The 11,282-nt window shown below is 71.6% G+C and carries 11 protein-coding genes; 8 read left to right on the top strand and 3 right to left on the bottom strand.

Annotated elements, in window-relative coordinates:
• Nucleotides 1-120 precede the first annotated feature (120 nt).
• Nucleotides 121-324 carry a hypothetical protein gene (locus tag AB0G11_RS06280; RefSeq protein WP_219500607.1) on the bottom strand — a complete coding sequence of 68 codons (204 nt, stop codon included), beginning with the start codon at nt 322-324 and terminating at the stop codon, nt 121-123.
• Nucleotides 314-1,936, bottom strand: a complete 1,623-nt coding sequence (locus AB0G11_RS06275; RefSeq protein WP_357584316.1) for a PspC domain-containing protein — start codon at nt 1,934-1,936, stop codon at nt 314-316. The genes AB0G11_RS06280 and AB0G11_RS06275 overlap by 11 nt, the downstream gene beginning before the upstream one ends.
• A 113-nt stretch (nt 1,937-2,049) precedes the next feature.
• Between AB0G11_RS06275 and AB0G11_RS06270 the strand changes: the two genes are divergently transcribed.
• From AB0G11_RS06270 to AB0G11_RS06240, 7 genes are all read left to right on the top strand, one after another.
• On the top strand, nt 2,050-3,267 hold the full coding sequence (locus tag AB0G11_RS06270) for a PspC domain-containing protein (protein ID WP_357584314.1): 1,218 nt from the start codon (nt 2,050-2,052) through the stop codon (nt 3,265-3,267).
• Nucleotides 3,264-3,896, top strand: a complete 633-nt coding sequence (locus tag AB0G11_RS06265) for a response regulator transcription factor (RefSeq protein WP_357584312.1) — start codon at nt 3,264-3,266, stop codon at nt 3,894-3,896. Before AB0G11_RS06270 ends, AB0G11_RS06265 begins: the two co-directional genes overlap by 4 nt.
• Nucleotides 3,897-3,948: 52 nt before the next feature.
• Nucleotides 3,949-5,412 carry a glutamate--cysteine ligase gene (locus AB0G11_RS06260; protein WP_357584310.1) on the top strand — a complete coding sequence of 488 codons (1,464 nt, stop codon included), beginning with the start codon at nt 3,949-3,951 and terminating at the stop codon, nt 5,410-5,412.
• Nucleotides 5,413-5,417: 5 nt separating this feature from the next.
• Nucleotides 5,418-6,065 (top strand): neutral zinc metallopeptidase, encoded by a 648-nt coding sequence (locus AB0G11_RS06255; protein ID WP_219500611.1) that lies wholly within the window; start codon nt 5,418-5,420, stop codon nt 6,063-6,065.
• A gap of 66 nt (nt 6,066-6,131) precedes the next feature.
• A complete protein-coding gene (locus AB0G11_RS06250; protein ID WP_219500612.1) occupies nt 6,132-6,389 on the top strand; it encodes a WhiB family transcriptional regulator in 258 nt (85 codons plus the stop codon).
• Nucleotides 6,390-6,408: 19 nt separating this feature from the next.
• Nucleotides 6,409-7,137: a CPBP family intramembrane glutamic endopeptidase gene (locus AB0G11_RS06245; RefSeq protein ID WP_357584308.1), complete on the top strand. Its 729-nt coding sequence runs from the start codon at nt 6,409-6,411 to the stop codon at nt 7,135-7,137.
• Nucleotides 7,124-8,107, top strand: coding sequence for a DUF2804 domain-containing protein (locus AB0G11_RS06240; protein ID WP_357584306.1), 984 nt, complete (start codon nt 7,124-7,126; stop codon nt 8,105-8,107). The genes AB0G11_RS06245 and AB0G11_RS06240 overlap by 14 nt, the downstream gene beginning before the upstream one ends.
• A 104-nt stretch (nt 8,108-8,211) precedes the next feature.
• Here the strand turns inward: AB0G11_RS06240 and AB0G11_RS06235 are convergent, their stop codons facing one another.
• Nucleotides 8,212-8,931, bottom strand: a complete 720-nt coding sequence (locus AB0G11_RS06235; RefSeq protein ID WP_219500616.1) for a PIG-L deacetylase family protein — start codon at nt 8,929-8,931, stop codon at nt 8,212-8,214.
• Between the two features lie 124 nt (nt 8,932-9,055).
• On the opposite strand from AB0G11_RS06235, the gene pcrA reads away from it, so the two are divergent.
• Nucleotides 9,056-11,278: a DNA helicase PcrA gene (pcrA, locus tag AB0G11_RS06230; RefSeq protein ID WP_219500789.1), complete on the top strand. Its 2,223-nt coding sequence runs from the start codon at nt 9,056-9,058 to the stop codon at nt 11,276-11,278.
• The last annotated feature ends 4 nt before the right edge of the window (nt 11,279-11,282 follow it).

Here is an 11,282-nt window from a genome sequence, read left to right as displayed (position 1 = left end):
CAATTGCAACAAAAATCGCAACACAGATCATTTGCTGTGACGTATCGCCAGGTAGATGCGGGTGGCTGCTCTAGTTTCCGTCGTACGCCAACGTACGCCCGGGTATGTCCCGGTCAAGGGTTACTTACCGCGAACCGCCCTCGCCACGATCGCCACCAGGCCCGCGAACGCCAGCCCCACCACCATCACGGGCAGCAGGACCAGCGAATCCGTGATCGAACCCGTCAGCACCAGGATGCCGAGCACCACGAACAGCGACCCGCTCAGCAGCGCCATCCAGTCGGTCCGGTGCAGCCTGCGCGGCCTGTCGAGATCACGCGCCACGGCGCACCTCCAGGTCTCCCACGCCGCCCTTCAGGTTCAGTACGATCGTCGGCGCCTTGCCCTCCGGCTCCACCTCGGGCTCCAGCACCTTGTCGAACTGGACGTCCACGCCGCCACGCAGCGACTGGTCCACCTTGATGTCACCGATCCGGTTGAACGCGTGCACCTCGACCCGCGCCGTCGGCGGCACGACCACCGCCAGCTCGCCCACCGCGATCGACGCGTCGAACGTCACCTTCGCCCCCGGCTCCAGCCGCAGCTCCGACAGGTCCAGCTTGCCGTCGCCCACTCCCGCGTCGTACACCCGGTTCGACTCCGCCGGGTTCGTCACATGCCATACGGACTCGCCGACCTTGGCCGGCAGGCCGCCGAACATCATGCCCACCCCGATCAGCAGCGTCACCAGGGTGCCCGCCGCCACCAGGCCCGCGCCCCGGCCCCACCAGGCCGCGATCAGCAGGCCGGCGCCGATGGTCACCAGCACCGCGCCCGCGACCAGCGTGGGCTGCACTCCCGAGGGTGATGCGGCCTGCACCGCCACGAGGATCCCTCCAATGATCGTTGCCAGCGCCATGGTGATGGCGCCGATGTACGACTTCGGCCGCCGCTCCCGCGGCACCGGCCGGCGGTACAGCGCCGGGTCGTAGGGCGAGTAGCCGCCGCCGCGCCGCGCCGGGTCGAGCGGCTGGTAGGAGCCGTAGCGCGACTCGTACGGGCCGTGCGGGGCGAACGGCTCCCCGTACGCGGGGTGCGCCGCCGTCCGCCGCCCCGGGTCGGTCGTGGGGTGCTCGGCTCTGGGGCGCGCCGCCGTCGGCACCGCGTACGCCGCCGTCTTGGCGAACGGCGCCTCGTCCTCCAGCAGCCGCCGCGCCTCCGGATCCCGCCGGGCCCGCCGCTCCTCGGTGTTCGCCGCGGGCTCCTCCCGAGCCTCCTCGGCGGGCGCGCTCTCCGGAGCGGGGGCGACCGGCGCGGCCGTCTCCTCGGGGAGGTCGGCCCGTACCGTCTCGGCGGCGGGCGACTCCTGCTCGGACGGGACGTCCTCCTCGGCCCGAGCCGCCTCGGCGGCGGGCGCGCTCTTCACGGAGGGAGCGTCCGCCGGGGGAGCGGCGGCGGCCGGGCGGGGGAAGTCGTCGGACGTGGCGAGGCCGTCCGGGCGGGGACGGCGGTTGAGGCGCTCGGGCATGGAGCGGGCCAGCGCCAGCAGGTCGACGCCGCTCGTGTGCGCGGCCAGCAGGGCGATGGCCAGGAACAGCCCGACGACGAGCGTCCCGGCGCCGAGCCAGACGGTGGAGAGGTTGAGCACGAGCCCGAGCGCGAGCACGGCCGTCAGCAGCGCCAGCACCGTGTCGGCGTCGAAGTCGCGGCGGGTCCACTGCTCGATGATCGCCGGCTTCCCGTTGGGCTCCTTCATCAGCATGAACGCCGCGATGTACAGGATGAACCCGATCCCGGATCCGAACATCAGCACCGCGAAGCCGACCCGGAACACGACCGGGTCGACGCCGGTGTGCCGGCCCAGGCCGGCGCACACTCCCATGAGGAATCGTCCCTCGTTGCTGCGGCGCAGCGTGGCAGGGGGAGCGGCCGGTTCCCTGGACGGTGCTTCTGTCATGCCACCATCGTCGCTCACCTGCGAAGGCGGTCGCATCGGGGAGACCCCTGACCCGACCCGGGGGTTGTTCCCTGATGCCCGCGATGCCCGCGACGTGTGACTATGGCGATGTTATGGCTGACCAGAAGACTCTCGCCGAGCCGGGCCCGGGCGCCGACGCGCCGTATCGCAGGATGACACGTCCCTTGGAGGGCCGTCTCGTCAGCGGTGTCGCCCACGGGCTCGCCACGCAGCTCAAGCTCGATCCCGTGGTGATCAGGCTGATGTTCGTGCTGCTCAGCGTCGTGGAGGGGGTCGGGGTGGTCGCGTACGCGGTGCTCTGGATGCTCACGCCGCAGCAGCCGAACGAGGGCCGCCCGGTGCCGGCCCGTGACTGGAGCCAGCTTGCCGCGTTCGCCGCGATCGGGGTGGCGTTGCTGGCGTTCGGCTGGCTGACGGGCGCGTCGCAGGGCGGCATCGGCATGCTGCCGTTCGCGGTGGGCGGCATCGGCACGATCATCCTGTGGCAGCAGGCCGATCCGGAGCGCCGTAAGCACTGGGTGAGCGGGGCGACCCAGAGCATCAGGAAGAACCGGGTGCGTACGCTGCTGGGCGTGCTGCTGGTGATCGTCGGCGCGATCGGGTTCCTGCTGGTGGAGGGGCAGTTCCAGCAGGCGCGGCCGGGGCTGATGTTCACGGCGGTGGTGGTCGGCGGGCTCGCGGTGATCGCGGCCCCGTGGCTGGCCGGGCTGTGGAAGGAGCTGCAGCTCGAACGGCGCGAGCGCATCCGGCAGGAGGAGCGCGCCGAGGTGGCGGCGATGGTGCACGACTCGGTGCTGCACACGCTCACGCTCATCCAGCGGGTCGCGCACGATCCGCGCGAGGTGGCCAGGCTGGCCCGTTCGCAGGAGCGCGAGCTGCGCAACTGGCTCTACCAGCCGGCCCAGGACGCGGACGCGACGCTGGCGGCGGCGGTGCGCCGGATCGCGGCCGAGGAGGAGGACGCGCACGGCGTGCCGATCGAGGTGGTGTGCGTGGGCGACATCGACCTCGACGCGCAGGGCAGGCTGGGCGCGATGCTCAAGGCGGCCAGGCAGGCGATGGTCAACGCGGCCAAATACTCTGAGAGTCCGTCCATTTCCGTCTATGCGGAGGTGGAGGGTGAAGAGACGACGATTTTCGTGAAGGATCGCGGTAAGGGGTTCGAGCTCGATGCGGTGCCGCTGGACCGGATGGGCATCAGGGAGTCCATCATCGGCAGAATGGAACGCCACGGCGGCACGGCGCGCGTTCGGACCGAGCCGGGTGAGGGCACGGAAGTGATGTTGACCATGAAGGTGGAAAAGCCATGACGCGCGTGCTGATCGTCGACGACCATCGGCTGTTCCGCTCGGGGGTGCGCGCCGAGCTGGGCGACTCGATCGAGGTCGTGGGCGAGGCCGAGGACGTCGACACGGCGGTCAAGGCGATCGCCGACCTGCAGCCGGACGTGGTGCTCCTGGACGTGCACATGCCCGGCGGGGGCGGCCAGGAGGTGCTGCGCCGGGTGCTGGGCGCGGGCTCCCAGGTACGTTTCCTCGCCCTCTCGGTCTCCGACGCGGCCGAGGACGTGATCGGCGTGATCCGGGGCGGCGCCCGCGGTTACGTCACCAAGAACATCAGCGGCAGGGAGCTCACCGACGCGATTCGGCGGGTGGCCGACGGCGACGCGGTGTTCTCGCCGAGGCTGGCGGGCTTCGTGCTGGACGCCTTCGCCTCGTCGGAGGCGCCGTCCATCGACCCGGAGCTCGACTCGCTCACCCAGCGGGAGCGGGAGGTGCTGCGGCTCATCGCGCGCGGCTACGCGTACAAGGAGATCGCCAAGGAGCTGTTCATCTCCGTGAAGACGGTCGAGACGCACGTGTCGTCGGTGCTGCGCAAGCTGCAGCTGTCCAACCGTCACGAGCTCTCCCGCTGGGCGACGGCGCGCCGCCTGGTGTGACAGCCCGCCGCGACGCTGGTGTCGCGGCCCGCCGCGTGCGACATTGCCAAGTATGGGCAGGGACGTGCCGGTGGTGGTGTTCAGCCGGGAGGACCGGCGGGCGTACCGGGAGAAGGTGCGCCGATGCCTCGACGTGTTCGCGCAGCTGCTGCGCGAGTCGCGCTTCGAGGACGACCGGCCGCTGGCCGGGCTGGAGATCGAGCTCAACATCGTGGACGCCGACGGCGAGGCGGCCATGCGCAACGCCGAGGTGCTGGCGGCGATCGAGCGGCCCGACTGGGCCACGGAGCTGGGCCAGTTCAACGTCGAGATCAACGTCGAGCCGCAGGACCTGGGCGGCGACGGGGCGCGGCGGCTGGAGGACGACGTGCGCGCCCGGCTCAACCACGCCGAGGAGCGCGCCAGGTCGCGGGGCGGGCACCTGGTGCTGATCGGCATCCTGCCGACGCTGCGCGAGCAGGACATCGGCGAGGGCACGCTGTCGGCCAACCCGCGCTACCGGCTGCTGAACGAGCAGATCTTCGCCGCCCGGGGTGAGGATCTGCACCTGTGCATCGAGGGCGTCGAGCGGCTCGACACCCACGCCGACAGCCTGGCGCCCGAGGCGGCCTGCACGAGCGTGCAACTGCACCTCCAGGTGAGCCCGGCGGAGTTCGCGGCGCACTGGAACGCGGCCCAGGCGATCGCGGGCCCGCAGGTGGCGGTGGCGGCGAACGCGCCCTACCTGTTCGGCAGGGAGCTGCACCGCGAGACCAGGATCGCGCTGTTCGAGCAGGCCACCGACACCCGGCCGGACGAGCTGAAGGCGCAGGGGGTGCGGCCGCGCGTGTGGTTCGGCGAACGCTGGATCACGAGCGTGTTCGACCTGTTCGAGGAGAACGTCCGCTACTACCCGGCGCTGCTGCCGCTGTGCGAGGAGGAGGACCCGCGCGCGGAGCTGGCGGCGGGCCGCGTCCCGGCGCTGCACGAGCTGACCCTGCACAACGGCACCGTCTACCGGTGGAACCGGCCGGTGTACGCGGTGGTGGACGGCACGCCGCACCTGCGGGTGGAGAACCGGGTGCTGCCCGCCGGGCCGACGGTGCTCGACATCGCGGCCAACGCCGCCTTCTACTACGGCCTGATGCGCGTCCTGCCGCACGCCGAGCGGCCGATCTGGAGCCGGATGTCGTTCGCCGCCGCCGAGGACAACCTGACCGCCGCCGCCCGCCACGGCCTGGACGCCCGCCTCTACTGGCCCGGCGTGGGGGAGGTCCCGGCGGCCGAGCTGATCCTGCGCAGGCTGCTGCCGATGGCCCGCGAGGGGCTGGCCCGGCGCGGCGTGGACGAGGCGGTGGCCGGCCGGCTGCTGGACGTCATCGAGGGCCGCTGCCTCACCGGCCGCACGGGCGCGACCTGGCAGGTGGACAAGGTGCGGGCGCTCGGCGGCGACCGGCACGAGGCGCTGCGCAGGATGACGCTGGAGTACATCGAGCGCATGCACACGAATGATCCGGTGCACACCTGGGCAGTCTGAGCGTCGTGACCTCCTCCCGCCGGCTGCTGCCCCTGGCGCTGATCGCCGTCCTGCTCACCGCCTGCGGCGTCCTCGACGTGCCCTCCCGTGACACGCGCGGCGCCGACTCCTTCGCCGACGACGTGCTCGGGGCCAGGACGCTGACCGAGGAGTTCTGGAAGCAGCAGTTCGCCGCCGCCGGGCGCACCTACAGGCCGGTGACCGGCTTCGTCCCCTATTCGGCGGGCGGCGGCCCGAGCTGCGGCGGCGAGCCCGCCGTGCCCGCCAACGCCTTCTACTGCCCGATCGGCCACTTCATCGCCTTCGACCAGGACTGGATGGCGGGCCTGTGGAGCGAGATGGGCGACGGCTCGGTCTACCTGATCATCCCGCACGAGTTCGGCCACGCCGTGCAGGCGCAGCTCCGCACCGAGTTCCAGCTCAACATCCAGGCCGAGCTGCAGGCCGACTGCTACGCGGGCGGCACGCTGAAGGCGCTGATCGACTCCGGCGCGCTGACGGCCGAGCCGGGCGACGAGGACGAACTGCTGCTCAACCTGGCCGCCGCCGGCGACCCCACCGACGACTGGCTCGACCCGGCCGCCCACGGCACCGCAGAACAGCGCCAGCGCTCCTTCGCCACGGGTTACACGCGCGGCGTGGGGGCCTGCTGAGGTTGTACGCGCGTGTCAACCCAGAGGATGATGCGACCGATCATGCGCGCGGCATAGCGTTGGCCCATGCCATTGGAGGAGATCGGCTGGCTGCGCAGGGGCGCCTGCAAGTCCAGCGACCCCGAGCTGTTCTTCCCGCTCGCGCCCTCACCCGTCCAGGAGGCGCGGGCCAAGGCCGTCTGCGCGTCCTGCAAGGTCCTGGCCGAGTGCCGCTCCTATGCGCTGAAGGCCGGCGAGGCCGACGGCATCTGGGGCGGCATGACCCCGGAGGAGCGCCGCCGCACCCGCTTCCCGGCGGGCTGGCGCAACTCCGCGGCCTCCTGACGCCACGTAGCCTCTAAGGGTGCTGCTTCGCTCGATCGCCGTGCTCGCTGCGGCCAACGTCCTCAACAACAAGGTCGCGCCACGGCTGGGGCCGCTCACCTCGGCCGCCGCGACGGCCGCGTTAGTCGCGATGGCCCGCAGCTCCGGCGTGTCGTGGCGGGAGCTCGGCTTCGAGCGCGGCCGTCGCGGCGCGCTCGTCGGCGGCGCGCTCGCGGCCTCCGTCGTGGCGGTCTACTCGGCCGGCATCAGCATGCGCCGCACCCGCCCGTTCTTCCACGATGAGCGGGCGCTCTCGCTCTCCCGCGCCCGCGTCCTGGAGGAGGCGCTGGTCCAGGTGCCGTTCGGCACGGTCCTGCTGGAGGAGGTCGGCTTCCGCGGCGCCCTCTACGGGATGCTGCGCCGCTCCCACGGCACCGCCACGGCCACCGCGGTGTCGTCGGCGCTGTTCGGGCTCTGGCACATCCTGCCCGCGATCGACATGGCCCGCGCCAACCCGGCGCTCGGCGCGCTCGCCGCAGGGGAGTCGCCCGCCCACCTCGACACCGCCCGGGTGGTGGCGGGCAGCGTGCTGTCGACGGCCGTGGCCGGGGTGCTGTTCAGCGAGCTGCGGCGGCACAACGGCCTGCTCGCCCCCGCCATGCTGCACCTGGCGACCAACTCGCTGGGCTACCTGTTCGCCCGCCTCGCGGCCCACCGCACAGGTTACGGAGATCAGGGCTCGCTACCCTTCGCTCATGGTGACGCATGAGCGGGAGATCACGGCTCCCATCGACCTGTGCCTGCCGGACGGTCGGCTCGACCCGGCGGCGGTCGGCTGGACCCGGCGGCCGCTCCACCGGGCCAACCTGCGCGGCTGGGGGCGCACCAAACGCTGGGAATACTGGGGGATCGTCACTCCCACTCACGTGATCGGCGTGGTCGCCTCCTCGCTCGACTACGCGGGCGTGCACGGCCTGTACGTGCTCGACCGGGCCACCGGCCAGGAGACGGCCAGGGACGTGGTGGTGCCGCTGGCCCGCAACACCGCCATGCCGGAGCGCAGCGGCGAGGGCGCCGCGTCGGCGCGGGCGGCGGCGCTGCGGATCGACATCCGCCAGCGGCCCGACGGCACCTCGCTGCGCGGCGTGGCCCCGGGCATCGAGGTCGACCTGGAGATCCCGCTGCCCGACGGGCACGAGGCGCTGGGCGTGGTGGTGCCGTGGAGCCCCACGCGGTTCCAGTACACGCTCAAGGACGTGGGCAGGCCGGTGCGGGGGCGGCTGCGGCTGGTCTCCGGCGAGTACGAGGTGCGCGAGCAGGACTCGTTCGCGGTGCTCGACCACGGCCGGGGGCGCTGGCCGTACTCGGTGGTGTGGAACTGGGCGGCGGGCAGCGCGCCCGGGCGGGCGATCCAGCTCGGCGGCAAGTGGACCGACGGCACCGGCATGACGGAGAACGCGCTGTTCGTCGACGGCCGGCTGCACAAGATCGGCGAAGAGCTGGCCTGGCGCTACGACCGCGACGACTGGATGCGGCCGTGGCGGATCACCGGGGCGCGGGTGGAGGCGGAGTTCACGCCGTTCCACGAGAAGGTCGCCCGCACCGAGCTGGGCGTCGTCGGGTCGGAGACGCACCAGTGCTTCGGCCACTTCAGCGGCCGGGCGCAGGCCGACGACGGCGCGTGGATCGAGCTCGACGGCCTGACCGGGTGGGCCGAGGAGGCCCGGCAGCGGTGGTGAGGCTCAGCGCGGCAGGCGCAGCGCCGCGTTGACCGCCCGCACCAGGTCCTCGGGCAGCACTCACAGTAAGCCCCGATTTCCGGGGCTGACCTGCGGCTACGGCGTCACGCCGTCGGCACCACCTGGAAGCCCTCCGCGTAGTGCCCCTCGGGGAACCCCGCCTCCTTCCCCCAGGCGGCGAAGCGGCTCTTCACGAAGTCGGCGAACCCCTCGACGTGCGCCACCTGGCTCACGTGCGACTGCAGCGCCGCCAGCTTGCGCTCGACGGTGGCCGTGATGTCCACGTAGTGGTTGGGCGTGGAGCCGCCCGTCAGCCACACCTCGCGCACCGTCCACGCCTCCAGGCCCTCCTCGGTGAACAGCTCGGGGAAGGCGTACGGGTTGCGGGCGTCGGGGTAGACGGCGTCCAGCGTGGCGCCGCCGACCGCGCGATGGTCGGGGTGGCTCGGCGCGACGAACTGGTAGTTGCGGTCGGGGTGATGCGTGATGACCAGGTCGGGCCGCACCTGCCTGATGACGCGGGCGATGTCGCGGCGCAGCTCCAGCGACGGCACCACGGTGCCGTCGGCATAACCGAGAAAGCGCAGGTCCGTGACGCCGACGCACTTGGCCGCCGCCGTCTGCTCCGTGCGGCGGAGCTCGGCCATGCCCGAGTTGTCCAGCGTGCGCTCGTTGCCGCCCGCGTCACCGTCGGTGACCAGCAGGTACGTGACCTCCACCCCGGCGTCGGCGAACAGCGCCACGGTCCCGGCGGCCCCGAAGTCGGCGTCGTCCGGATGCGCGGACACGACGAGGATCCGGTCGATCTCGTTCTCGGCCAGCATGCGGTCCCCTTTCTGATCGTCGTACGGGACAACCGAAGCCCGGCTACCCGCATTCCGTGCGCCGATTGTCGGTGGCGCGTCTTAACCTAGGTGGGTGCCGACCCACGTCTCTGTTGACCACCCCTTGCTCGATGGCCTCAACCCGCAGCAGCGCGAGGCCGTGATCCACCATGGCAGCCCCCTGCTGATCGTGGCGGGGGCGGGATCGGGAAAGACGCGGGTGCTCACCCACCGCATCGCCTACCTGCTGGCCGAGCGCGACGTCCATCCAGGCGAGATCCTGGCGATCACCTTCACCAACAAGGCCGCCAAGGAGATGAAGGAGCGCATCGACAAGCTCGTCGGGCCGCGCTCGCGGGCGATGTGGGTGATGACCTTCCACAGCGCGTGCATGCGCATCCTGCGGCGCGAGGCCAAGCGGCTCGGCTTCCCCTCCAGCTTCTCCATCTACGACCAGGCCGACTCCCAGCGCCTCATGGCCATGGTCTGCCGCGAGATGGAGCTCGACCCCAAGCGCTATCCGCCCCGCTCGTTCTCCGCCCAGGTCAGCAACTTCAAGAACGAGCTGATCGACTACGAGACCGCGATCGAGCGCGCCGGCTCCCACCTGGAGAAGACGCTCGCCCAGGCCTACAAGAGCTACCAGCTCAAGCTCACCGAGGCCGGCGCGATGGACTTCGACGACATCATCATGAACACGGTGACGCTCTTCCAGCTCTTCCCCGAGGTGGCCGAGCACTACCGGATGCGCTTCCGCCACGTGCTCGTCGACGAGTACCAGGACACCAACCACGCCCAGTACATCCTGATCAGGGAGCTGGTCGGCCACCCCGAGGTGCGCACGGCCGACGGCGACGTGGTGCGGGCCGGGGCCGACATGTCCGAGCTGTGCGTGGTCGGCGACGCCGACCAGTCGATCTACGCCTTCCGCGGCGCGACGATCCGCAACATCCTGGAGTTCGAGCGCGACTATCCGAACGCGCGCACCATCCTGCTGGAGCAGAACTACCGCTCCACCCAGAACATCCTGGCCGCCGCCAACGCGGTCATCTCGCGCAACGAGTCGCGCAAGCCCAAGAACCTCTGGTCCGACCAGGGCGACGGCCCCAAGATCGTCGGTTACGTGGCCGACAACGAGCACGACGAGGCCGTCTTCGTCGCCCAGGAGGTCGACCGGCTCAGCGACGAGGAGGGCGTCAAGGCCGGTGACGTCGCGGTCTTCTACCGCACCAACGCCGCCTCCCGCGTGTTCGAGGAGATCTTCATCCGCACCGGCCTGCCCTACAAGGTCGTCGGCGGCGTGCGCTTCTACGAGCGCAAGGAGGTCAAGGACCTGCTGGCCTACCTGCGGCTGCTGGCCAACCCGCTCGACGTGGTGTCGCTGCGGCGCATCCTCAACGTGCCCAAGCGCGGCATCGGCGATCGGGCCGAGGCCATGGTCGAGGCGTTCGCGGCCCGCGAGCGGATCCCGTTCTGGGACGCGCTGCGGCGGGCCGACGAGGCGCCGGGCATGGCGACCCGCTCACTCAACGCGATCAGGGAGTTCGTCGCGCTCGTCGAGGAGCTGATCGTCAAGGGCGAGGGCATGCCGCCGTCGGCGCTGGCCGAGGAGGTGCTGGTGGCCACCGGCTACCGCGCCGAGCTGGAGGCGTCCGAAGACCCGCAGGACGAGTCGCGGCTGGAGAACCTCAACGAGCTCATCTCCGTGGCCTCCGAGTTCGAGGAGGCCAACCCGGAGGGCACGCTGGTGGAGTTCCTGGAGCAGGTGTCGCTGGTGGCCGACGCCGACCAGATCCCCGACGCCGACGGCGGGCAGGGCGTCGTGACGCTCATGACCCTGCACACGGCCAAGGGCCTGGAGTTCCCCGTGGTGTTCCTGACGGCGATGGAGGACGGCGTCTTCCCGCACATCCGCTCACTCGGCGAGCCGAAGGAGCTGGAGGAGGAGCGCCGCCTGGCCTACGTCGGCATCACCCGGGCCCAGCAGCGCCTTTACATCACCCGCGCCGCCGTGCGCAGCTCGTGGGGGGCGCCGTCGTTCAACCCGGCCTCCCGCTTCGTCAGCGAGGTGCCGGGCACGCTCATCGAGTGGCGTACGGATCCGAGCAAGTCGGCGTGGAGCGCGGCCACGCGCCGTGAGCCCACGCCCGCCGCCGCGCCGAAGAAGAGCGGCGGGCGCGCGGTCCCGACGCTCAACCCCGGCGACCGGGTCACGCACGACGCCTTCGGGCTCGGCACGGTGGTGACGGTCGACGGGGTGGGCGACAAGACCAAGGTCAAGATCGACTTCGGCTCCGGCGGCGAGAAGACGCTGCTGCTGGCCTACGCGCCGCTGGAGAAGCTCTAGCCGA

This window comes from Nonomuraea sp. NPDC023979 (assembly GCF_040639085.1).
GTDB lineage: Bacteria > Actinomycetota > Actinomycetes > Streptosporangiales > Streptosporangiaceae > Nonomuraea > Nonomuraea ceibae.
The sequence above is the reverse complement of the archived record's forward strand: the minus strand, read 5'-3'. Positions and strand labels throughout refer to the sequence as shown.

What these genes read in the sequence shown, in the direction of transcription:
- AB0G11_RS06275 (WP_357584316.1), bottom strand. Translation starts at nt 1,936, where the DNA reads ATGACAGAAGCACCGTCCAGGGAACCGGCCGCTCCCCCTGCCACGCTG.
- AB0G11_RS06270 (WP_357584314.1), top strand. Translation starts at nt 2,050, where the DNA reads ATGGCTGACCAGAAGACTCTCGCCGAGCCGGGCCCGGGCGCCGACGCG.
- AB0G11_RS06265 (WP_357584312.1), top strand. Translation starts at nt 3,264, where the DNA reads ATGACGCGCGTGCTGATCGTCGACGACCATCGGCTGTTCCGCTCGGGG.
- AB0G11_RS06260 (WP_357584310.1), top strand. Translation starts at nt 3,949, where the DNA reads ATGGGCAGGGACGTGCCGGTGGTGGTGTTCAGCCGGGAGGACCGGCGG.
- AB0G11_RS06250 (WP_219500612.1), top strand. Translation starts at nt 6,132, where the DNA reads ATGCCATTGGAGGAGATCGGCTGGCTGCGCAGGGGCGCCTGCAAGTCC.
- AB0G11_RS06240 (WP_357584306.1), top strand. Translation starts at nt 7,124, where the DNA reads ATGGTGACGCATGAGCGGGAGATCACGGCTCCCATCGACCTGTGCCTG.
- AB0G11_RS06235 (WP_219500616.1), bottom strand. Translation starts at nt 8,931, where the DNA reads ATGCTGGCCGAGAACGAGATCGACCGGATCCTCGTCGTGTCCGCGCAT.